This is a genomic window from Pseudomonas sp. So3.2b, assembly GCF_019464415.1.
GTDB classification, from domain to species: Bacteria; Pseudomonadota; Gammaproteobacteria; order Pseudomonadales; family Pseudomonadaceae; genus Aquipseudomonas; species Aquipseudomonas shahriarae.
In genome coordinates this window covers 3080398-3103846 of sequence record NZ_CP080494.1, presented here as the reverse complement: position 1 = coordinate 3103846, position 23449 = coordinate 3080398, and the positions used below count along the sequence as shown (strand labels likewise).

18 protein-coding genes are annotated in these 23449 nt (G+C 57.5%); 7 read left to right on the top strand and 11 right to left on the bottom strand.

The features are described from left to right. Positions 1-122: 122 nt before the first annotated feature. Positions 123-1580 carry a TrkH family potassium uptake protein gene (locus tag K1X80_RS13855; protein ID WP_057959708.1) on the bottom strand — a complete coding sequence of 486 codons (1458 nt, stop codon included), beginning with the start codon at positions 1578-1580 and terminating at the stop codon, positions 123-125. Between the two features lie 427 nt (positions 1581-2007). On the opposite strand from K1X80_RS13855, the gene K1X80_RS13850 reads away from it, so the two are divergent. After that, positions 2008-3774 carry a penicillin-binding protein 2 gene (locus K1X80_RS13850; protein ID WP_220172210.1) on the top strand — a complete coding sequence of 589 codons (1767 nt, stop codon included), beginning with the start codon at positions 2008-2010 and terminating at the stop codon, positions 3772-3774. A gap of 141 nt (positions 3775-3915) precedes the next feature. Here the strand turns inward: K1X80_RS13850 and K1X80_RS13845 are convergent, their stop codons facing one another. Further along, complete coding sequence (locus tag K1X80_RS13845; protein ID WP_120733016.1) at positions 3916-5571, bottom strand: methyl-accepting chemotaxis protein; 1656 nt, start codon at positions 5569-5571, stop codon at positions 3916-3918. A gap of 324 nt (positions 5572-5895) precedes the next feature. Continuing rightward, positions 5896-6780: a LysR family transcriptional regulator gene (locus K1X80_RS13840; RefSeq protein WP_169960283.1), complete on the bottom strand. Its 885-nt coding sequence runs from the start codon at positions 6778-6780 to the stop codon at positions 5896-5898. 113 nt (positions 6781-6893) lie between these two features. On the opposite strand from K1X80_RS13840, the gene argC reads away from it, so the two are divergent. Further along, positions 6894-7850: an N-acetyl-gamma-glutamyl-phosphate reductase gene (gene argC, locus K1X80_RS13835; RefSeq protein WP_220172209.1), complete on the top strand. Its 957-nt coding sequence runs from the start codon at positions 6894-6896 to the stop codon at positions 7848-7850. 49 nt (positions 7851-7899) lie between these two features. On the opposite strand, the gene K1X80_RS13830 is transcribed toward argC, so the two are convergent. Beyond that, on the bottom strand, positions 7900-8790 hold the full coding sequence (locus K1X80_RS13830) for a LysR family transcriptional regulator (protein ID WP_057438424.1): 891 nt from the start codon (positions 8788-8790) through the stop codon (positions 7900-7902). Between the two features lie 165 nt (positions 8791-8955). Here K1X80_RS13830 and K1X80_RS13825 point away from each other — a divergent pair, with 165 nt between their 5' ends. The 4 genes from K1X80_RS13825 (at position 8956) to K1X80_RS13810 (ending at position 14160) form a co-directional block, all read left to right on the top strand. Then, entirely contained in the window at positions 8956-10038 is a 1083-nt protein-coding gene (locus K1X80_RS13825; RefSeq protein ID WP_057959716.1) for a 4-oxalomesaconate tautomerase, read from the top strand. A gap of 43 nt (positions 10039-10081) precedes the next feature. Then, entirely contained in the window at positions 10082-11389 is a 1308-nt protein-coding gene (locus K1X80_RS13820; protein ID WP_198817443.1) for a dicarboxylate/amino acid:cation symporter, read from the top strand. A 126-nt stretch (positions 11390-11515) separates the two neighbouring features. Beyond that, the gene (locus K1X80_RS13815; RefSeq protein WP_220172208.1) at positions 11516-12820 is read left to right on the top strand and encodes a CitMHS family transporter; all 1305 of its coding nucleotides are present in this window, start codon (positions 11516-11518) and stop codon (positions 12818-12820) included. An 86-nt stretch (positions 12821-12906) separates the two neighbouring features. Beyond that, the gene (locus K1X80_RS13810; RefSeq protein WP_220172207.1) at positions 12907-14160 is read left to right on the top strand and encodes an OprD family porin; all 1254 of its coding nucleotides are present in this window, start codon (positions 12907-12909) and stop codon (positions 14158-14160) included. Between the two features lie 87 nt (positions 14161-14247). On the opposite strand, the gene K1X80_RS13805 is transcribed toward K1X80_RS13810, so the two are convergent. The 6 genes from K1X80_RS13805 to K1X80_RS13780 form a co-directional block, all read right to left on the bottom strand. After that, complete coding sequence (locus tag K1X80_RS13805; protein WP_220172206.1) at positions 14248-15492, bottom strand: M20/M25/M40 family metallo-hydrolase; 1245 nt, start codon at positions 15490-15492, stop codon at positions 14248-14250. 187 nt (positions 15493-15679) lie between these two features. Then, positions 15680-16717, bottom strand: a complete 1038-nt coding sequence (locus tag K1X80_RS13800; RefSeq protein WP_013982509.1) for an IS630-like element ISPa47 family transposase — start codon at positions 16715-16717, stop codon at positions 15680-15682. A gap of 185 nt (positions 16718-16902) precedes the next feature. Continuing rightward, positions 16903-18117, bottom strand: a complete 1215-nt coding sequence (locus K1X80_RS13795) for an aldose 1-epimerase family protein (RefSeq protein ID WP_220172205.1) — start codon at positions 18115-18117, stop codon at positions 16903-16905. 276 nt (positions 18118-18393) lie between these two features. Further along, on the bottom strand, positions 18394-18873 hold the full coding sequence (locus tag K1X80_RS13790; protein ID WP_200661114.1) for a YbaK/prolyl-tRNA synthetase associated domain-containing protein: 480 nt from the start codon (positions 18871-18873) through the stop codon (positions 18394-18396). Positions 18874-18889: 16 nt separating this feature from the next. Further along, positions 18890-19648, bottom strand: a complete 759-nt coding sequence (locus K1X80_RS13785; protein ID WP_032859412.1) for a TSUP family transporter — start codon at positions 19646-19648, stop codon at positions 18890-18892. Positions 19649-19652: 4 nt separating this feature from the next. Beyond that, positions 19653-20738 carry a TauD/TfdA family dioxygenase gene (locus K1X80_RS13780; RefSeq protein WP_057959720.1) on the bottom strand — a complete coding sequence of 362 codons (1086 nt, stop codon included), beginning with the start codon at positions 20736-20738 and terminating at the stop codon, positions 19653-19655. Positions 20739-20847: 109 nt separating this feature from the next. Here K1X80_RS13780 and K1X80_RS13775 point away from each other — a divergent pair, with 109 nt between their 5' ends. After that, complete coding sequence (locus K1X80_RS13775; protein ID WP_057959721.1) at positions 20848-21780, top strand: LysR family transcriptional regulator; 933 nt, start codon at positions 20848-20850, stop codon at positions 21778-21780. A 722-nt stretch (positions 21781-22502) separates the two neighbouring features. On the opposite strand, the gene K1X80_RS13770 is transcribed toward K1X80_RS13775, so the two are convergent. Next, the gene (locus K1X80_RS13770) at positions 22503-23396 is read right to left on the bottom strand and encodes a LysR substrate-binding domain-containing protein (RefSeq protein WP_057438414.1); all 894 of its coding nucleotides are present in this window, start codon (positions 23394-23396) and stop codon (positions 22503-22505) included. Positions 23397-23449 lie beyond the last annotated feature (53 nt).

Here is a 23449-nt window from a genome sequence, read left to right as displayed (position 1 = left end):
TGATACGTGTTCCGTAGCGCCTTAGATCAGAAGTGCGCTCATGGGATGTGCTGCCACTTTTTATAAGCGGGCGCGGGTTGCGGGCTTCGAGGCGGGCTAGTCTCGGCCCTCGACAATCGGGGTCAATATCTCCAGAAAACCGGAGTTACGAGTACTAACACCGTCAGGATTTCCAACCTTCCCAGAAGCATGCCAACGGTCAGTAGCCATTTTGCGGCATCCGGTAATGATGAGAAGTTACCGGCCGGGCCAATGATTGTGCCAAGCCCCGGCCCGACGTTACACACCGCAGTAGCGGCACCGCTCAACGCGGTTGTCCAATCAAGTCCGATGAGCGCCAGGCCCAAGGCGATGACGGCAATGGTGATGGTGAAGAAAAACGAGAAGGTCAATAGCGAGCGCACGATCTCTTCGTCGATGGGATGGCCGTTGTATTTTTTCTGAATCACGGCTCGGGGGTGAATCAACTGCTTCAAGCTACTGACCAGTAGAGCGGCAGCCACCTGAAAACGGAAGATTTTAAGCCCGCCGGCAGTGGAGCCGGAACAACCACCCACGAACGTCAAATAGAAAAACAGCAAGACCGCGAAGCTGCCCCACAAGGTGTAGTCGCCAACAGCAACACCCGTGGTCGTGACGATTGAGGTCACGTTGACTGCCACGATACGAAACGCATCCCACCACTCGTAATCGCTGTGAAAATGCAGCCAGGTGCCCACAGCCAGCGATGTGACAAGCAAGAATCCAATAAATCCGCGTACCTGGTGATCCTTGATCAGCGCACGCCGATTACCCCGCAATGTGGCGACGTACAAGGTGAACGGCATACTGCCCAGAATCATGATGGCCACTGCCACCCAGTGAATCGTTGGTTGTGTCCAGTGCCCAAGTGAGGCATCGGAAGTTGAGAACCCCCCGGTAGAGATCAACGACATTGCGTGGTTGATCGCGTCAAATGGCGTCATTCCAGCGAACCAGAGCGCCAGGGCTCCGATGCCAGTAAGCCCGCAATAGAGCAGCAGGATGTACTTGGCGCCCACATGGGAACGCGGCGTTATTTTCTCTGACCAGTCTGAGGACTCTGTCTGGAACAGCCGCATGCCACCCACTCGTAACAGTGGAAGGATCGCCACGGCCATGCCAATAAATCCTATGCCTCCCAACCAATGCAGCATGGAGCGCCAGATCAACAAGCCGGGAGATGAGGTGTCCAGGCCGCTGAGTACCGTCGAGCCGGTGGTTGTAATGCCAGACATCGTTTCAAAAAACGCGTCGGTGTAACTGATGTGAGTGATGAACAGCATTGGCAACGCTGCGAAGGTGCACACCACCACCCAACTGCCCGTCGTCAGCAGGTACATATCTCTCGGGCGAAGCTGACCAGCATCCGGACGCCCCCCCCGGACAACCAACAGGAGGCCACAGATGAGGGTAATCAGACTTGACCAGAGAAATGCCGCCAGATCGTCGTTACGCTCGTAGACCACCAGCGTGATCATGGGGATAACCATGCTTATGGCCAGCGTGATCAGAAAAATGCCTAAGATAAATCCAATAAGCCGAATTGCTGCGAGGGACATACAGTAGCGTTCCAAATTATCACCCCGCAGTATCGGATGCCCAACCTGAAAGCTCCGTAAATTTTGCGTAAAACTTTCACGAGCAAGCCGTCAGACTGCGTGCGTCAAAGGGCAGCTTTTGGCCCAGAGCAATTCAACCAGCAGCATGCTGCCAAACGGGTATGACCTCATCACGTTGCCGGGTACTCGATTCGCTTAAAGCGTCTGCGTTGCAGTTGCCATTATTATTTTTCCCATTCAACAACGAGGAAGCCCGTTGTAAAGATAAGAAATTATCTGTATTGCTAAAATCCAAAGCTGGAATCAACTATCCAATTCTCTAGAGGCGAATAGATCGAGAAAAGACATTTCTTAATATTACAGAGCGAAGCACGAATAATTTAGTTAGGCTGGTCCTGTTTTGAACGTATACAACAGGATGTGCCGTGTGAAGCCCCTAGCGACAAACCCAAGATTCGCCATTGTCTTAGCTGTTTTTTATACACTATCAATGGTTCTTGCGGCCAAAGTAACTTACCTGATGATTTTTTCCCATGAATTCCTGGCCAGCGAAGGCCGCAAACGAACAACGCGAATGATTGAAACGATCCCCGTTCGCGGGACTATATTCGACAGATTCAGTCAGCCGCTGGCAGTTTCCACACCGGTGAGCACCTTGTGGGTAAACCCTAAACAGTTTGACCCAACAAATCAGCAAGCAGCCTTACTCAAAGAACATCTTGACATCAATGAATCACTAACAAAAAACCTAACACTAAACACTCAAAACAAATCCTTTGCCTATTTGGCCAGAAGGATTGATCCCCAGCTGGCGAACACGATAATGGAACTATCTATTCCTGGCGTTTATGAACGCCAGGAATACAAGAGATACTACCCTCAATCCTCGATGCTTGCTCAGTCAATAGGCTTCACCAATATTGACCAGAAAGGTATCGAAGGTATCGAATTAATGTATAACCATAAACTTTCTGGCCTGCCTGGCATAGAAGAGCACACGTTAAACCTACACAAGCGAGCCACTCGTGAAATCGTTGTGCACAAACCCTTTACTCCGGGAGACAATCTGCATTTGACGATTGACTCCACACTTCAACATTACGTTGAAAAAGCACTACTGAAAGCCCTCATGAAAAATGCAGCCAAGTCTGCAAGTGCGATCCTTATACACGCTAAAACAGGTGAGATATTAGCACTCTCTACAATGCCCTCCTTTAATCCCAATGCACGCAAAAGCTTCAACGCGGAGCTTATTCGAAATCGCGTTTTCACTGATGTGTATGAGCCCGGCTCAGTGATAAAACCATTCAGTATGGCAGCCGTTCTGACGGCTAAAATAATTGACAAAGACGCCATTATTCAAATAGCACCAGGATTCGTAAAGATAAATGGATATACCATCAGGGATGTAGGCAGAGACAGCCAATTGGATTTGGCGGGAATTATCCGCCGCTCTTCAAATGTTGGCATGAGCAAGGTTGCGATTCCGACAGGTGGCGCAGTCATCTCGCAATTGCTTACTGAGTTGGGATTCGGAATCAACACAGCTATCTACTTCCCCGGAGAAAGCGTCGGGACGGTTCCAGTCAACCGGGTGTGGTCCGACATTGCTACAGCGAGCCTCTCATACGGATACAGCTTGTCTGTCAACTTGGCACAACTGGCTCAAGCCTATACCGTCTTTGCGAATGACGGGAATCTAGTTCCACTATCAATAATCAAAGGCGAGGCAAAGCCGGCACGCAACGTCATAAGTCCGGAGGTCGCCAACAGTGTTCTAAGCATGATGGTGCAGGCCGTGGATGGCCCTGGAGCAGGTGGAAAGCGCGCAGCCATCGACGGTTACACAATTGCAGGCAAAAGCGGCACGTCACGCAAGGCATCCAGCGGCGGATATCAAAACAATAAATATAGAGCCATGTTCGTAGGTATCGCTCCGGCCAACGCGCCGGAATTCATAATGGCCATAATCGTAGATGAACCCACTGCCGGAGGCTATTTCGGGGGAGCTATTGCGGCACCGATTTTTAAGGAGGTCCTTGAAGACGCTCTTCGGATCAGAAATATTCCGAGTGATGAGCGTCGTTCCACTCGCGCCACGCCTGGGCGTGCTGGGGCCCCATCGCCCGCGATGTTTACGACGCCTATACACTCGCAGCCACCATTGCGAGCCCATATACCCGCAACGGGTTGAACGCTCAGTCTGAACTGGGCAGTAAGCTGGGTTCCCAATGATGAGTTGGATGTGGGCCAGCTTTCCGAGTGCAACTCAATGATCATTGCTAGGGAGCCATTTCTCGCAGCAACGCGGCTAGCGATGAAACGGCAACAGCCCCTAGAGCTGAAAGCGCGAGATGTTCTCTCGCAATGTCACGCTGGTGCGTGCCAATCCTTCGCTTTCCTGCTGAGCGCTGCGGAAGGCTGCAGCGGATTGCTCGGCGCTTTCGCTGACGGTCACGATGCCCCGGCTGATCTGCTCGGCAACGGTACTCTGCTGCTCGGCGGCAGCGGCGATTTGATGGTTCATGCCGTTGATCCGCTCGATCATGGTGACGATCGTGCTTACCGCGTCACCGGCCTCGGAAACACCGGACACCGACTGCGCACTGGAGTGCTTGCAGCGTTGCATATGCTGCGAGGTCTCATCGGCAATTTTCTGCAGACTGGCGATCAGCCCCTCAATCTCTGAGGTGGCCTTCTGGGTACGCTGTGCCAGGCTGCGCACCTCGTCGGCTACCACCGCGAAGCCGCGTCCGGCCTCACCAGCACGGGCAGCCTCGATGGCAGCGTTGAGCGCCAGCAGGTTGGTCTGGTCGGCCACCGACTTGATCACTTCAAGCACGCCGCCGATATTGCCGGTTTCATTCTTCAGCCGACCCATGGCCATATTGGACTGTTCGATTGTCTCGGCCAGTTCGCCGATCATGTTCACGGCATCTTTGGCCTTCTGCTGGCTGTACAGAGCCGCGCTATCGGCCTCGCTGGCGGCACTGGCGGCGGATTCGGCATTGCGCGCGACATCCTGCACGGTGGCGGCCATTTGGTGAACGGCGGTGACGATCTGCTCGACCTCGCACTGTGCCACGGCCACGCTTTCGGCGTTTCTCAGGCTCGACTGGCTAAGCTCCTGGCTGGATTCGGCCACGGTCTGTGAGGACAGGTTTATGCCCTTGGTCATGTCCCGCAGGTTCTCCTGCATGCTCAGCAAGGCGGCCATGATGCTGGCTTGTGGTGGCTCAATCGTGCGCTCGCTAGCGCGCAAATCGCCCTGGGCAACCCGCTGGGCGAGCTGGTTGAGTTCACTCGGTTCGGCACCCAGTGCGCGCAGCAGGTTGCGGCTGATGACGTAGCCCAGTACCGCTGCTAGCAAGACGGCCAGCGCCGTAATGGCGAGCAGCAGGTTGCGTTGTGACAGATAATTTGCGTCATTTTCGCTGACCTGCAGGTCTGCCTTCTGGTTGGTGTAGCGCAGGTATTCACCAATTGCCCGGGTCAGCTCGGCCAGCAATGGTGTGCACTGCTCGCTGACCATGCGCATGGCCTCATCGTTTTCACCCTTGAACAGGTGTTCGGCAATGGTGTGCGCTACCGGTTTGTAGCGGCTCTCGACCTGCTCGATGGTTGAGAACAGCTCACGTGATCTGGGCGACACATCATCATGGCTATCAATTGCCTGGCGTAGCGCGGCGAGGCTGCTGGCCACCGTTTGTTCGTTAAGGGCAATCGCGCCCCGCTGCTGTCCTCTCGCAGTGACATTGCTGTTCAAGGCGATGTTACGCAGGGCAATCGCGCGCTGGGCGGCGGCGTCGTTCAGTGTGTTGGCCAGGCGGGTACGTGCATCAACCCCATTAACGTAGAGAAAAAAATCCTTATTGCTGTTAGCCAGGGCGTACAGCGAGATCGCGGCGATCAGCAACATAAACGCGACCAGGCTGGCATAGCCGGCATAGAGACTGGTGCGTGTAGAGAACCGGAGAGTGTGCGATGGCATGATGTACCTGCGTAATGAGAGGAGCAATTAAGGGACACCTGCAAGGGTATGTATTCGCCCCTGGTCCGCATCCTGCGCAGGTATTCTTTTGTTCATCGGCAACGAGTAGCGGCGTTGTTTCCTGGCCAGCGATACTTGTACAAGAATTTATTCCTGTACAACTCTTGTACAGATATATTTGGATGATGTCGTCATGACATCACTCAATCCCGATGAACGGTTAGTCACCTCCGGTTTCTGACAGGCGCGAGAAATAGAGGCCGGGCTGACTGTCGCCAACGTCAGCGATAGCTCGAAAGCGCTCCTTTCTCTGACAACATCGCCCTAGCCCGCGCTCAACCCCCACAACACATCCAGCACATGCTGCGTCGGCCGCTCGACGTCCCCACCACGGTGGGCAATACCGAGTTGACGCCACAATAAAGGCTGTAATGGCCGCATGACGATCCGGGTATCGGGCAATGGTGTGGAGGCTTCATGGGGCAACAACGTCGCGCCGTAACCGGCCGCCACCAGGCTTTTGATCGCATCGTTGTAGTTCAGTTGAATACGCGGCGTGGGCTGGCGTCCATCACTGGCGAACCACTCCGAGGTCAAGCGCGAAAGCCGAGTAGTGTTGTCATTCAGAATCAATGGCTGAGCGGCCAGCCAACCAGGGCTCACAACCTCCGGGCATTCCCAGCGTGCCGGCAAGAAAGCCATGACCGGGTCCCGCCGCCATGGTTCGATCCGCAATGCCTTCACCGGGGTCTGTGGCAGCGCGACCAGACCGATCTCCAAAGAGCCCTCGGCGAGCTTCTTCAAGGTTTCCTGCGACGTGAGGACCGCGACCTGCACATCGATAGCGGGATGGCGTTGGCTCAAGGTCTCCAACGCTTGCGGCAACAATTGCGCGATAGCCCCTGTGGAGGCACCCAGCCGCACACGCCCGGCCAGGCCCTGCACCTGACGCTCCACATCCTCAAGCGCCTGCTCGGCATCCGCCAACAGGCGCCGCGCGCGGTCCACCAGGGTTCCTCCTATCGCCGTAGGCTGCACGCGCCCACGCGTGCGCGACAACAGCTTGCCGCCAACCCGCGACTCCAGGTCGGCGATATGCAAACTCACCGTGGGGGGCGCCAGGTGTAACGCACGGGCCGCCTCGGCAAACGAACCCAGGTCGGCAATGGCCACCAACGTGCGCAGACGGTCCAGGCTGATTTCGCGCATGATCACTCATCCTTCAGAAAAACTGAATTTCATAGTTTGGAAATTCAACTTTTCCTATCTTAACCCCGCGCTGAAGATTGGAACTCCTGATTTCCTATGTCCGAGAGCATTCCATGGCAAGCCCCCTTGTATTCATCGACGGCGACCAAGGCACCACCGGGTTGCAAATCCATCAACGTCTACGCGACCGGACCGATCTGCGGCTCATCACGCTCAGCCCCGAACACCGCAAGGACCCGCAACGTCGCGCCGAAATCATCAACGCCTGCGACATCGCGATTCTCTGCTTGCCCGACCAAGCCGCACGCGACGCCGTAGCGAGCATCGAAAACCCCGCCGTTCGGGTGATCGATGCGAGTTCGGCGCACCGCACTCATCCAGACTGGACCTATGGTTTTGCGGAGATGAACTCACAGCAGGCCCAACACATCGCCCTGGCGCGGCGGGTCAGCAACCCCGGTTGCTATCCCACGGGAGCGATAGGGTTGCTGCGCCCATTGCTGGAGGCCGGGTTGCTGCCCAGGGACTTCCCGACGAACATTCATGCGGTGTCGGGCTATTCCGGAAAAGGCCGCGTCGGCGTGCAAGAGCATGAGGGAGAAGGCGCATCACAGGCGCCGTCGTTTCAGGTTTATGGCCTGGGGCTGGCACACAAACATATTCCAGAAATTCAGCAGCAAAGCGGTCTGACGGAACGGCCGATGTTTGTGCCGGCCTATGGGGCTTTTCGTCAGGGGATCGTGCTGACCATACCGTTGCAACTTCGGTTGTTAGCGCCGGGCGTGGATGCGCTGCAGTTGCATGCGTGCCTTATGCAGCACTACATCGGTGCGGAGCATGTACAGGTGATGTCGATGCAAGAGTCTAAAGAGTTGACGCACCTTGATCCTCAAGCGCTTAACGGGACGGACAGATTGCGCTTGGTGGTGTGTGAAAATGATGAGACGGGGCAGGTTTTGTTGGCTGCGGTGTTTGACAATCTTGGGAAGGGAGCCGCTGGAGCGGCGGTGCAGAATCTGGACTTGATGGTTGCAGGAAGCCGTTTGCAATCCAGTCGGGCTTGGGGTTAAACGGTCGTCCACGGCAGGCAGCAATCGGCCAAACTCAGCCGTTTACTGCCTATTGCGGCCATTGCTCAAGCAATATCGAGACGAATTTTTCCGCCGCTGGCGAAAGTGATGATCCGCGGCGGTAGACCAAGCCCAAAGAGCGGTTCACAACCGGTTCGATCAACGGGACGCTGACCAAGGTGGGATGATCTTCCGCCGGCATGGACAGGCTCGGCATCGCCGAAACCCCCAGGCCGGCCTCCACCAGGCCCAGAGAAGTGGAGAGATGCTGCACTTCGTAGAACCATTGCGGCCGCCAACTCAACCCAGAAAGGGCATGATCGAGCAGCATGCGGTTCCCGCTCAGGCGCCCTACCCCAATAAGACGGTAATCGCTTAGTTCAGACCAAGTGACCGCACTGCGCCCAGCCAACTCATGATCGCGCCGGCACGCCAGTACAAAAGGTTCGCTGACCAATGGCACGAACTCAATGTCCGGATGCTGCCCACTCATCATGTTGATACCGAAGTCGGCTTCCCCCCGCAGTACCGCTTCAAGCCCCTCATTGGCACTCAAATCCAGCAGACGGATGCGGATTTTTGGGTAGCGCTCGTTGTACAGCCGAATGACTGAAGGCAAGAAATAGAATGCGGCAGTTGGGATACACGCCAGGGTTACCCGGCCAATCTGGCGCTCGGCCAGTTCACGGATATTGAGAATCGACTCATCGAAGTCATCCAGCAACCGACGCGCCTTAGGAAGAAAGTCGCGGCCGACGCTCGTGAGGCTGACCTTGCGTGTGGTGCGATCCAGTAAAGAGGTGCCCAACCCCTCCTCCAGCTTTTTTATCCGCCGACTGAGTGCAGGTTGAGACAGATGCAAGGCATCAGCTGCTTCGTGAAAACTGCCAAGTTCGGCAATTTTCACGAAAGATCGAATGTCGTTCAGCTCATAGTCCATGTCTTATCTCATCAGCAGCAGGCACCAGAAGAAAACCCAGCGTAAATTTATCATTCGCAAAACGCAATAATCTCTTCAATATTTGCATTTGATAGATTTTTTAAAGCTTGAGACTCTTGTCCCAAGAACATCAATTGCGTCGATTGATTAACAAGAGTCAGCATCATGCAAAGAATTCCCTGTGTGCTTATGCGCGGTGGCACCTCTAAAGGCCCGGTTTTTCTCGACTGGGACTTACCGGCAGCCATTGAGGCCCGTGACGAACTGCTGCTCAACCTGATGGGCTCCGGCCACGAGCTGGAGATCGACGGAATCGGCGGTGGCAGCCCCCAAACCAGCAAGGTGGCGATTGTCAGCCCTTCGCTGCACCCGGACGCAGACGTTGACTACCTGTTCGTTCAAGTGATGGTTTCGCAACGCCGGGTCGACAGCGCGCCCAACTGCGGCAACATGCTGTGCGCCGTCGGCCCGTTCGCCATCGAACAGGGCCTGGTCAAAGGCACACCGGGCCGCACCCGTGTGCGCATTCGCAACGTAAACACAGGGACCTTTATCAACGCCGACGTATACACACCGGATGCCAAGGTCAGTTACGAGGGCGACACCGCCATCGATGGTGTGCCGGGTACGGCAGCGCCGGTGCAACTGACGTTCCTCGATGCGGCTGGCAGCAAGACCGGCAAGCTTTTCCCTACCGGCAATAGGCAAGACGTGATCGACGGCATTGCAGTGACCTGCATTGATATGGCCATGCCCATGGTGCTGATCGAGGCCAGTCAACTGGGCAAGCGTGGCGATGAAAGCCCGGCAGAACTGGACGCCGATAAAGACTTCCTGCGGCGCCTTGAGTCATTGCGGCTTAAGGCAGGCCTCGCCATGGGCCTGGGTGATGTCAGCGACAAAGTGATTCCAAAGCCGGTGCTGGTCTCGCCCGCCAAAGCCGGCGGTACGATCCAGGTTCGCTATTTCATGCCACATAACTGCCACCGCGCCCTGGCCATTACCGGCTCGATTGGGTTGGCCACCGCGTGCGTGATAGAGGGCAGCATCGTCGCGCAGATGCTCGGCGGGATCAGTACGCCGCGCCTTGAAGCGGTACGTATCGAACATCCGAGCGGCGGGATTGATGTCGTATTGTCCTACACCGGCGTCAACGATGAGACAATTCAAGCGTCCGTAGTACGCACTGCGCGCAGGCTTTTCTCTGGTTATGTCTACGCCACAAACGCTCAACGCCTGGCCGGGTAATTCCGGTGGTCGTTGGCGCTTTTGCATCCGCACAATTCTAAAAATGGGTGATGCCATGAAAGTTGTTAAATCGCTCTACTTCCAGGTTCTCTGCGCCGTGGTGCTGGGCATCATGGTTGGGCATTTCTGGGCTCAGCAGGCCATCGCGCTCAAACCACTGGGTGATGCGTTCATCAAGCTCATCAAAATGATGATTGCTCCCGTGGTGTTCTGCACCATCGTCACCGGCATCGCCGGGATGAGCGACAAACGCTCGCTCGGCCGCCTGCTCAGCAAAACCATGCTGCTGTTTTTCGGCCTCACGGTGATCAGCCTGGTGATCGGCCTGGTGGCGGTGTACGTGTTCCAGCCGGGTGCCGGCATGAACATCGATCCCAGCCAACTGAGCACCAAGGGCTTGGCCCAGTACACGGAGTCGGCTGCGAAGCTTGGGGTTGTGGAGTTTTTCATGCACATCATCCCGGACACTTTTATCGGTGCCTTCAGTAAAGGGGAAGTACTGCCGGTGCTGTTTATCGCGGTGTTGTCCGGCTTCGCCCTGTCATCCCTGGGCGAGCGCGGCAAGCCAGTACTCGACGTGCTCGAATCGGCTTCGCAGATGGTGTTCAAGATCTTCGCTTACCTGATGCGTTTTGCTCCGATCGGCGCCTTTGGCGCCTTGGCGTTCACCGTCGGCCAGTACGGCATCACTTCGCTGGGTTCGCTGGCGAAACTGATCATGACCTTGTACATCGCCTGCGGCTTCTTCGTGTTCGTCGTATTGGGCAGTATTTGCCGGGCCAACGGTTTCAGCCTGTGGAAACTGCTGCGCTACTTGCGCGAAGAGTTCCTGGTGGTACTCGGCACCTCTTCCACGGAACCCGTCATGCCGCGCATGTTGGAGAAACTCGAAGCACTGGGTTGCAAAAAAGGCGTCGTGGGCCTGGTACTGCCCACAGGCTACTCGTTCAACTTGGACGGCACGGCCATCTACCTGTCATTGGCGGCGATTTTCATTGCCCAGGCCTGCAACATTGACCTGAGCTTTACGCAAATCATCACCATGCTGGCGATCATGCTGCTGTCCTCCAAAGGCGCGGCCGGCGTGACCGGCAGCGGGTTCGTGGCACTGGCCTCGACCCTGACGGTCATTCACGACATCCCGCTGGCCGGCCTGGCGTTGCTGATCGGCGTTGACCGCTTCATGTCTGAAGCGCGGGCCCTGACCAGCCTGGCCAGTAACGCGGTCGCGACCGTGGTGATTTCGATGTCTGAAAATGCCTGCCACCGCGAAACGCTGACGCGGATGCTCGACGCAAAACCCGATGAGGCAACAGCCTGGGAAGACCTGAAGGTCGCCAAACGCGTCTAGCGCAAACCGCAAACACCTGACTTGACTGCCCCCCTCCCCGCCAGGCGCCATTGTGCCGCCCGGCGGGTCAGGGCTCGTGCGCCTCGGCGTCAGCCATTCTTACGATAACAACAAGAGAATCGTCCTATGCTCGCTTTCCTTGGCTTGGCCATGGTGGTCGTATTCACCTTCCTCATCATGACCAAGCGCTTGTCGCCAATCGTCGCGCTCACCGTGGTGCCTATCGTCTTCGCCGTGATTGGCGGTTTCGGCGGCACCACCGGCAAAATGATGCTCGACGGCCTGAAAATGGTTGCACCGTCTGCCGCGTTGCTGCTGTTTGCCATCCTGTTCTTTGGCCTGATGATCGATGCAGGGTTGTTCGACCCGCTGATCCGCAAGATCCTCAAGCGTGTCAATGGCGACCCGATGAAAATCGCGGTGGGCACGGCCCTGCTGTCCTTGCTGGTCGCGCTCGACGGCGACGGCACCACCACCTACATGATTACCTGCGCGGCGATGTTGCCGCTGTATAAACGCATCGGCATGAACCCGATGATCCTGGCGACCATCGCCATGCTGTCGTTGAGCATCATGAGCGGCATGACCCCTTGGGGCGGCCCCGCGACACGGGCCATCGCCGCGCTGGGTCTGGATGCCGGGGAATACTTCGTGCCGTTGCTGCCGACCATGATCGGCGGCGCCATGTGGGTGGTCTTCACCGCCTTCCTGCTGGGGCGAGCCGAGCGCAAGCGTATCGGCAACGTGCAACTGCAAAGCGGTGGCGGCGATTGCTACATCAACGCGATTCTTGAGGACACCCCTCACAAGCGTCCGAAGCTGGCCTACGTCAACCTGGTGCTGGTGATTGCAGTGATGATCGCCCTGGTCCTGGGCCTGATGCATTCGGCGATCCTGTTCCTGATCGGCTTTGTGCTCGCGCTGATGATCAACTATCCGCAATTGGACATTCAGAAAGAACGCATCCTGGCGCACTCGGGCAATGCCATGACGGTGGTGCTGCTGGTATTTGCCGCAGGGATCTTTGCCGGGATTTTTTCCGGCACCAAGATGGTCGACGCCCTGGCGCAGACCCTGGTCGACTGGATCCCACCCTCCTGGGGCCACCTGTTCCCGCTGGTGGTTGCGATCACCAGCATGCCGCTGACCTTCGTGCTGTCCAACGACGCCTACTACTTTGGCGTGGTACCGATCCTGGCCAATGCCGCCGCGGCATACGGCATCGACCCGGTGGAAATCGCGCGGGCCTCGATCCTCGGGCAACCGGTGCACCTGATGAGCCCACTGGTCGCCTCGACCCTGTTGCTGGTGGGCATGGTCGACCGTGACATCGGCGACTTCCAGAAAGCCACCGTCAAATGGGCGGTGCTGACCTCCCTGGTCGTTACCGCCCTGGCCTTGCTGACCGGGGCCATCAGCCTGTTTACCTGATTCATCTTCCTGCTGCCGTTCAACGCGCCTCGCTCACGGGGCGCGTGTTGCCCTGCACCCCGAATAACAACAATGAGACGTTTGCCATGAACCCTATGTATTCCCGTCGGGCCCTTTTTTGCGCGTTCGGCCTGGTCCCCCTCGCCGGTGCCAATGCCGGAGGCTTTATTGACGACAGCAAACTCAAGCTGCAACTGCGCAATGTGTATTTCAACGAGAACTTTCGCGATGAGCACGGCATGAGCGCACGCGCCGCGAGAACGGCCAAAAGCGAGCGCACCGAGTGGGCCCAGGGATTCCTGCTGGACTATCAGTCCGGGTTCACCGCCGGCACCTTCGGCCTGGGCATGGATGCCCTGGGGCTCTATGGCGTGAAACTCGACTCAGGCCGCGGGCGCAGCGGCACGGGGCTTCTGCCGGTTCACGATGACGGCCGCGCAGCCGGTGAATTTGCCAGTGCCGGTGCCACCGCAAAAGCCAGGTTCGCCAAAACCATCGTCAAGTACGGCACCTTGCTGCCCAAGACGCCGGTGCTGATTTACAACGACGCACGCTTGCTGCCCCAGACCTACCAGGGCACCCAGGTCAGCAGCAACGACATCGAGAACCTGACCGTCACCGGTGGGCACCTGGACCGTTTCAAATTACGCGACTCCAGCGACAGCGTACCGATCGTGCCGGATGGCTACAGCGGCGAAAAATCAGGGGATTTCAACTACGCCGGTGCTGAATACAAATGGGGCAAGAACACCCGGCTGAGCTATTTCTACGGTGAACTGGAAAACTTTTACCGACAGAATTTCGCCGGCATCCAGCACGACCTGCCGTTGGCCGGAGGCGTGCTGACCGGCGACCTGCGTTACTTCAACAGCGTTGATGGCGGCTCGGCCTACGCCGGCAAAATCGACAATGACATGCTCAGCGGCCAATTGTCCTACGCGATCGCAGGCCATACGTTCGGCGGCGGCTACCAGACCCTGCGCGGCGATGCCGGTTTGCCCTACATCAGCGGCGCCACCGTGTACTCGTTCAGCAACGCCGGTATCGGCAAGTTCATCGAGGAAGATGAGAACACCTGGATGCTCAACTACGGCTACAACTTCGCCGCCGCTGGCGTGCCGGGCCTGACCTTCTCCACGCGCTACCTGAGTGGCAATGACGGCAAGTCCACGAGCACGGTCAAGGAATGGGAGCGTGACGCCGAGCTGGCCTATGTTGTGCAAACCGGCACGTTCAAGGGCCTGGGCATGCGCATGCGCAACTACGTCTACCGCTCCGAGTTCTCCCGGGGCCGTGACAGCAACCGCCTCTACCTCACCTACGACATCGCACTCTGGTAGGTCGTTGGGCATTCGTCTTTGCCAAAAACGGAGCTTCCCGACCGGCCACAAGCATTTTGTCGCCTGTGGCTGCGGAAACCGTCGTAGTTACGGTGCTACGTCAGCGCCGGACAGCTGGGTGATCAGTGCCACCGTAAGGTAAAGCCTCGGAGCAATGCTCGACAGCTCGATGTATTCGTCATCGGCGTGCAATCCGGCACCGACGACACCCATCGTCTCCAGCACAGCCGGTTTCGCGCTCCCTGGCATATATGCGTAGCCCGCATCGGTGCCAAAGCGCATGGCGATAGGCTCAATGTTGCGGCCTATTTTTTTGTAAAGCGCTTGTGCGGCTTTCGCCAGTTGTTCGGAGCCCGGATTCTTGGCCAGCGGTGGGCGACCCTTTTCCAGGCGCAATGTCACTTCAGTGCCCTCGATGAGTTTATTCGCAGCGATGCGTTGGGCGTCGGCGAGTACGCGGTCAGTTTCACTCAGATCGGCGTAACGCATATCAGCCTCGGCCGAGGCGCTGGAAGGAATGATGTTGCGTTTCTCGCCGCCTTTTATCAACGTCCAGTTGACCGTGGTGCCTTTGGCCGGATCGCCAAGGTCCTTGAGTTGCAACATCTGGTGCGCGAGCTCCATGGCCGCATTGTGCCCGGCTTCAGGGGCAGAACCAGCATGCGAAGACTTGCCCTTCACGTCGAGAAACACGCCGTTTATGCCGTTGGTAGCGACGGTTACCGCGTCCCTGTCCGGTGGCTCGTACGAGAACACATAGTCCTGCTTGCGAGCGAGCTCGGCGATGATTTTTTTCGAACCCGCAGAGCCGGTTTCTTCATCGGGATTGAACAGCACTGTTAGGGTACCGAAATCCTTGAACTTCTGATCCTGCAGTATCTGCAATGAATGCAGAATCATCGCGACGCCACCTTTGGCGTCAGCAACACCGGGACCATAGGCGCGCTCGCCGTCGAGCTTGAATGGGCGTTTCGCCGCTGTACCTGGCCCGAACACCGTGTCGTAGTGGACCATCAGCAGAAAGTTCTTGCTGCCAGTGCCTTTGAGCGTGCCCACGATGTTGTCGCCCGCGGAGGGGGTCGCAGGTGTCGTGGTGACTTCAGCACCCAACCCCTTGAGCCGCTCAACTAACATCGCGCTGACAGTTTTCAGGCCGAGCCCATGGCCGGTTCCGGTATCAATGTCCACCAGCTCTTTGACGGTGGCAAGATAGGCTTTTTGTTCGGCCTCGGCTTTTTTCAGCAACTGGGGGGCCAAATCCGTAGCGAGCGCGGTACAGGATAAGAATGAACACGCGAGCGCGGCGGCGATGGATGAACGTCGGATAAGCATGCTGTCTCCTTCAGATCATTGCTAATTGAAGCCCCATCTTTACCCCATTTCGTCAACGCCACCTATCGCTGCGGGCGTTCACGCAGGCAATGCTGGTTACCAGCAATATAGTTTGTCTATGAATGCCAACACAGAATTGACCCACCTCCCTATCGGTACTATTAACCCGGCAATCAAATACACCAAATCATGCTGCGTAGGCGATACGTGGATGCCGGAAATAAGAACGGATTCTTTGAGGGCGTAATTGCAATCGTCTCATGACCGAGCGAACACGCCTTTCCAGTTCGTCCTGATTACGCGCCGGCAAGCCCGTGCGGACCTGATGTTTCAAATCACAATTCAAATACTCGTCAGGGTTCAACTCCGGGGCGTAGGCCGGCAAGAAGAACAGTTCGATTTGCTCTTTGCGGTCGCCAACCCAGGCGCTCACCTTTTTGCTGTGGTGTACGCGCAGGTTGTCGAGAATCAGGAACACCTTGCGGCCCTGAGCATCGCGAATCAGGCGGCTCAGGAAGCGAATCAGCACTGGGGCTGTCAGCGTTTCCCGATACAGCATGAAGCGCAGTTTGCCCCGATTGGTCACGGTGGAAATCATGTTGGTGGAAAAACGACTGCCGCTGACCAGGCGCACCGGCGTTTCGCCAATAGGGGCGTAGCTGCGGCCAGCATGGCTGTCACTGCGCATACCGGTTTCGTCGCCCCACTGAATCTCACCATTCTCAGCCTTGGCCCGCTGTGCGATGCGTGGATATTCATTATCCAGCCAGTGCTGAACCACTTCAGGTTTCTGCTGATAAGCCCGATGCAGTGGGCGCTGCGGGGTGTAGCCCCAACGCTTGAGATATTCACCAACCGTTCGAACCGGCATGAGAAAACCACAGCGCTGGCGGATCAGTTCTCGCACCGCATCACGCGTCCAGAGCGCAAAGCCGAGCTTGAGTTGGTCGGGCATCTTATCGGTCATCAAGGTGCGAATCAGCACTTCCTGGCTGGAGCTCAAACTGCGGCGATCACCCTGGCGCACACCACGCTGGCCGCCGGCAATGGCAGCCTTTTCGCCTTTATGTTCTGCGACCTGCGCCCAGTGAGCAATAGTGCGGGGGTGAACACCAACCGCTTCGCCAATAGCCTTGTAGGTGTAACCCTGCTCACGCATGCGTAGGGCCGTGGAGCGCTTTTCACGTTGTTCTTGGGGGCTGAGTTTGCGGGCATCTATTTTCATGGAGACAGATTATCTAATATGCCCTATTTATTTGCCAGGTTAATAATCCATTAAGGGCAATGGTTTTCGAGGCGGCAGACCGGGTCAGCAATATTTCGGCAACTGGGTCAATTCGACTTCGGTGCCAACACGAAGTCGACTTTTTCAACAGAATCGGCCAAGAGCCGACAATGCTCCAGCCGGTCTCACCCCTTGCTCAGATCAACCAACGGCGTCTGCCGCACCTCAGTCTCCCGCCCATCCTGAATCGCCCTCACCTGCTTCAAGGCCTTATCCACCGCCGCCTTATCCGCCAACAAGCTGTAGCTGATGCGGAACTGCTTGTGTTCCTTGGGCCCAATTGTCGGTACCAGGTTCAGTGGCCGCTGATAACGGCGGTTGTAGGAAAAACTTGTCCCCGGCTCCAGCCCCGTGACATAGCCCTGGCCTTGGGTATCGGTGTTTTTCCACAGGGAAAACACGGGCAGTGTCTGGGTGTTGAAGCCGACCGAAACGCCCAGGCTGCCGGCCTTGTTGTGCAACACGGTCAACGTGTCACCCTTGGCATCGGCATACGGCACCACGTTGTAAACCGTTTCGTCGTAGTCCCTGGTCGGTGCGCGGTAGGTTTGCCAGTCGGGCAGATCGCCCTTGGCCTTGTCGTTGAACGGCGACACCTGTTTCACCGGCGCGGCAAAACGAGCGCCCTGCTCCAGGAACGGGGTGCTGAAGTTGCTGTGATACAGCGCCTGGTATTCCTTCGGATAGTCGCCGTTGTTAGTCAGGGTGTCGTTGAGGGTGAACACGACGCTGCCGGGTTCGGTGACCAGTTCGGTCGCGACCGAGAAATCGACCTTCTTGAACGCCTGCTCTTTCAGTTCGCCACGTAGGGTGATGGCGTACGGTGGTTTTTCATCGATATGCAGGGTGACTTTGTTCGCAGGAATGTTGGCGGCCCGACCGTGCAGGGTCAGCAGTTCGCCGTTGTCGATGCCTGGGTGGCCGACCCATTCGTATCCGCAGCGGGTGACCAGCTCATTGAAACCTTCCAACCAGCCCAGACCACCGCGGCCATTGAGCTCGATGAAGGACGGATTGACCACTTCCTTGACCGGCGAATCCCAGCCCATGCGCACATTGCCGACCGAGGCCTGCAAGACGTTCATTCCGCGAGTCGGCACTACCGAGAGTTTCAGCGTGCCGTTATCGATTTCGACGATGCTGACGCCCTCCTGCCGACCGCCGTGCAGGGTGCGCAGGGTAACGCTGAAGGGTTTGTCGGTTTTTAGTCCGAGTTGCTGACTGGTGATCTGCCAGTTCTGGGCAGCTTTGTCGGTGTCGAGCAGAACGTAATCCCAAGCCATGGCGTGGGAGGCAGCGGACAGTGCGCTGAGGGCAACAAAGAGTTTGAGCGGGGTCATGGCGGCAGCCTTTCTTGGAGTTGTGCCATTTTTATAAACTTGATGAAACGTTTCAGCAAGCTAAAAAATCGAACCAACTCCGACGAGGCTGGCAACGCAGCGGCCAGTGCAGTTTGAGATCACTGAGCAAACACGGTTAGCTCTCGTGGCCTGCATACCGCAGCCCCTCTATCCACTCTTCAATACACTCGTATCGGCAAAGGCTGGGTGAAGGCCATAGGCCTTGATATAGATCCGTCCCCTTTTTCTTTTGTGCGGCGTTGTGAAAACGTCTGCTCAGGCCTGGCTGATATCCAGCAATCGAGGCATGGCAATCGCCAGATAATCCTGCGTATCGAGCACCATCGATGCATCCAGCCGCCCCGCGTTGAAGGCTATTTCAGCGTAGCTTGTGGTCAAGGCCGGATCGACGATCAATTGAATCCGCTCATCGAAGACAAAAGGAGGGATGGCGCCGATCCGGCACCCGGTCAGTTCCATGGCGGTTTCGGCCTTCACCAGTTCGGCTTTTTTGCCGCCCAGGGCCGCTCCGACTTTCTTCATGTCCAGCTTCTGGTCGCCCGGCAGTATCACCAGTGCATAGGGTCCGGCCTGCCCCTTGAGGGAGCAAAGCATGGCCTTCGCGCCCTGGCCGGGCTCGGTGCCACGGATTTCGGCGACGCGCGCCGACTGGCCCTCGGCATCGTGCATCAACACCCGGTAGGAGGCTGAGCGGGCATCGAGTAGTGCCACGAGGCGATCGAACATGGGATGCATGTAGTTTTCCTCTGGTTTACAGGAGCAGGTCGTAGGACAGTTTGCTGATCAGAATCACCAGCAACACCAGGAATAGAGCCCGGACAAAGGGCACGCCTTTATGAACCGCCAGCCAGGTGCCAGTGAGCGCGCCCAGAATGTTGAATGCCGCCATGGGGATTGCGATCAGGTAGAGCACGTTACCCGTCGGAATGAAGAACATCAGTGCCGCTACGTTGGTCGCGATGTTCACTAGCTTGGCCGATGCTGAGGCATGAAGAAAGTCGAAGGCGAAGCAGCGGATAAACAGGAAGATCAGGAAGCTGCCAGTGCCGGGACCGAACAGACCATCGTAGAAACCGATGGCACCGCCGATGACGATCGCCAGCAGTTTTTCCTTGGTACCGATACGCATGGGTTTGTGCAGGGCGCCGAAATCTTTTTTCCAGAAGGTGTAGATCGCCATCAGTACAATCAACACCAGCACCGCCGGCCGGATCATCGACTGGGGCACGAACGACACCGTGGCGGCTCCGAAGAAGGCCATGACAAAAGCCGCGCAGGCCGCGGGGATCACAAGACCCCAGTCAATCACCACCTTACGCACGAAGGACCGAGCCGCGAATGCCGTGCCGCAGGCGGCCGCAACCTTGTTGGTACCCAGCAGCGCCGCCGGTTGAGCGCTGGGTAGCACGTTGAACAGCGCGGGAATCTGGATCAGTCCGCCGCCGCCCACCGCCGCATCGATCAGGCCGGCGGCGAAGGCGAACACGCAAAGGATGACAATATCGACCATGAAATCAGGCTCTGACTATGTAGGGTTGATGAGGGTCCAGCGGCACCACGCGTGCCGGATCATTGACCCCGAAGACACGTAACATCCAGCGATCACGGCCGTCGTAACGGGGTGTAAAACCATCCCGGGCATGCAGGGTTTGCTGGTTTTTGAAGATCAGCATGTCCCCTGGTTGCAGCAGTATGTGGTGCACGACATCGGGATGATTGGCAGCGGCGGCGAACAGCTGGAGGGCAAACTGCGCATTGGCGCAGGTCGTTTCGACACTCGCTTTGTTGTAGCGGCAATACAGGCCATCGTTTGCGCTTCTGTACAGCAAGGGGACGTTTTCCAGCACATTCCCCTGTTTGCCGAAGGAGGCCGGTCGGCGAACGGTGAAGTTCGGTCGTGACAATTCTTCTTCGACGCAGGCCGGGAGAATGGCCAGCACCTCGTCAATTGCGACGATGCGCGTCGGCACGTCGAGCTCGCAGCGCAGGCCGGTCAGGGACAGGTACTCCGGACAGGCCGACAACTGCGAGACGGGTTCGCAGGTCAAAGGCAAGTGAGGGTTGTCGACATGCATGTCCAGATCCGCGCGCGAGCCATAGGAACTCTTTTCGGTCTCTCGCTTATGCTTGGGCGATACGTGACGGAACACTGTGTCGTTGCTCTCACCGTCGTACGCCAGCGGATGGGTTTGCAGAGTTTGCAGCACGGACAAAATAGCCCCGGCCAGCGTCGGCACGTTCTCGATACCCGGCTCCAGGTCATAGGGCGTGGCGGGCAGTTGCGGGTCCAGCGGCAGCCCCCTGATGATCATCGCCACCTCAGGGGCCTGTGGAAAATTGCGCAGCTGCTGGATTTTCTCGGTGCACAGGACACTTTCCAGCAACAACCCCAGGACCGGCATGTGGCGGATACCCGAGGCGCTATCGGTCACGTCCAGCGATGCCAGACCGGCCTGAAGTGTGCGTTGTTCTTCGAGCGACAGATGAATTTGCGGTATCTCCCGTCGGGTCGACGTCACTGAATTTTGTTCCTGCCATTCATGAATTACTTCATCAACACCCGCTGCGGCTTTCCCGATTACTTCTTCCAGCTTCGACACGTCCTTGCGCTCCTGTTTGCCCCATCCTTGTGGGTTGAACGGGAAGGTTAACGGAAGGACCTTTTTTGTGTTGCAATGCCGCGTTGTGAAAAATGCAATGAGGTGGAGAGTGGCGTTGAATATGTTGGGGGAACTTGAAGCCTTCGCGACCGTGGCTCGCAAGCGCAGCTTCGTCGCCGCGGCACGGACTCTGGGGCGCTCCCCCAGCGCACTGACCCGTGCCGTTCAAGCCCTGGAGGAAAGTGTGGGGCTCAAGTTGTTCCATCGCTCGTCCAATGCCGTGACCTTGACCGAAGCGGGTGAATGCTTATTGCCCCACGCGCACAAAATGCTCGATCTGCAACGTGAGGTGGATGAAGACCTGGCCGGTCTCAGCGGCCTGGCCTCTGGCTGGATCCGTTTTTCCGCCCCCGAGGTTCTCGGACACGGGGTATTGCCCCGGTTGATCGCACAGTACTGCGAGCGTTATCCGGACGTTAACATCGATGTGATTTTCACCGATGAGATCATCGACCCGGCCAAGAGCAAGCTGGACTTCTCGATTCGCGGTGCCTTCCCACAATCCAGCGACTTGATCGGCTTTGCGCTCTGGAGTTACTCACGTTATCTGTATGCCAGCCCCGACTACCTGGAGCGCAACGGCATGCCCGACTCCATCGAGGCACTGGAGTCGCATTCGCTGATCCTGCATACGGCGCCACGGATTCTCAAGGAGTGGAATTTTCGCAGTGAAGAGCAGGCCATCAGCTTTCGGGTGCATCCAAAATTTCGTTTCAGCTCCGGCCTGGCGGTATTCCAGGCAGCCCTGGCGGGCGTCGGGATCGCCCGCTTGGCAGATTGGATGGCGGAGCCCGAAGTGGATGCGGGACGCCTGTTTCGGGTTTGTCCTGAGTACAAGCTCACCTCCAGCAACGGTGAGAGCCCACAGATGCACGCGGTGTACCCGGCCGGAAATTTGCCAATGCGGGTGAAGGCCTTGATGGAAATGATCCGCGGCTTAGGTGAAAGCCTCGAATGTAAACGCGGCTCAGCACTAATATGAGGTTACGGGGCGTTCAGCCGTGTCCGCTCACTCTGCAGTTGATCAGACCTGACACGCTGAACCCCACCCTAGGCTACCGCAGACGAGCATCGACAAGATGCTACGCCGGGGATTTTGTATTAGATCTTTATTGGCGCGATGGCGACTATCGACGCCAGCGATGGGTGAAACGCAGGAAAATGCCTGCTCCCATGTCGGCGCAGTCCCTGACGGAGCGCAATCCCCCAAACAGCAATGCCCCCTGTGGGAGCGAGCCCGCTCGCGATGGCGTGGTGTCAGCCGATATCAATGGAAGCGCTGGCCTCATAGCGAGCACACTGGATTTTTGATGTTTAACGGAAGACATCATGAGCGCTTGGCCGATTGTTGCCTGTCACGAACGGCTGCAATCGGCCCAGAGTGTGTAAAAACGCTTCGCCAAAATTGAAGTGCGCGCGCCTACGTTAAATCTGAAATTTATTGGCACGTCTGCAGATGTGGATTTCGCGTAGAAACGCGATTTCCAGTCCGGTTTTGAGCACCTGGCGCGCTCAAAAACGTTTTTACACAGCCTCGGTCGCAAGCCGCCCCCCACAAATAGCCTTCAACCAATCAAGCCCATTCACAACCTGCAGGCCAGACACCCATCCCATTGCTCCCATCAGGCAGACCACACTACCGCGTTTTTCACTACTTGCCCCCTCCGCGCCCCCTCCCCCGGAAAGCTGATCTGCCACCACCGCCTAGATCCGATGATGTTCCAGCAAAAAGTCCACAAACAACCGCACCCGCGCAGGCATTGCCGAGCCGCCTACGAACACCGCATGAATCGGTTCCCGGTCGCCGGGGTTCCAGGCTTGCAGCAGTGGTATCAGGTCGCCGCGCTGCAGATCCTCGTTTACGGTGAACTCGCCGATACGCGCAATGCCGGCACCGACTCGCGCAAGTTGTGCCAGCGCTTCACCGCTGCTGCATTCGATGTTGCCGCTGACCTTCAGGGAAAATTCTTTCCCGTCGCGGATGAACGGCCAGTTGGGCTCGGCACGCCGGAAGTTGAAACCCAGGCAGTTGTGGCGGAGCAGGTCTTCCGGTTCCTGGGGGGTGCCGTGGCGCTCTAGATACTCGGGCGATGCCACCACGACCTCACCGGTGTCGCCGAGCCTGCGTGCGGTCAGCGGGCTGTCGGGCAGATGGCCAAAGCGTATTGCTACGTCGGCTTGGCCGCCAAGAATGTCGACCACTTCGTCGCCAAGGTTGAGGTCGACGACGATGTTCGGGTACTGCGCGCTGAATGCCGCCACCAAGGGAACGATGGTCTGCCGCCCATGGCCAAGGGCAGCGCTGACCCGTAATCGGCCCCTCGGCACGCCCTGGTCGGCGATGGCCTCTTCCATCTCGTTCATGTCCGCCAGGATACGTCGGGCACCGCGCAGGAACGCCTCGCCCTCGGCGGTGAAGATGATCGCGCGAGTGGTGCGCAACAGCAGCCGGGTGCCAAGGCGTAGTTCGGTACGCGCGATGATCCGGCTGACCGCCGAGGGTGTCAGCCCCAATGCACGGGCGGCCGCCGAGAGGCTGCCCTCCTGCGCCACGCTGGCGAACACAAGCATTTCACCGGATCTGCCGTTGAAGTCCATTTGTGCCTCTTAAGCAAAGGTGATTGCCAAAAATGCTATCTACCGCCTCAGAA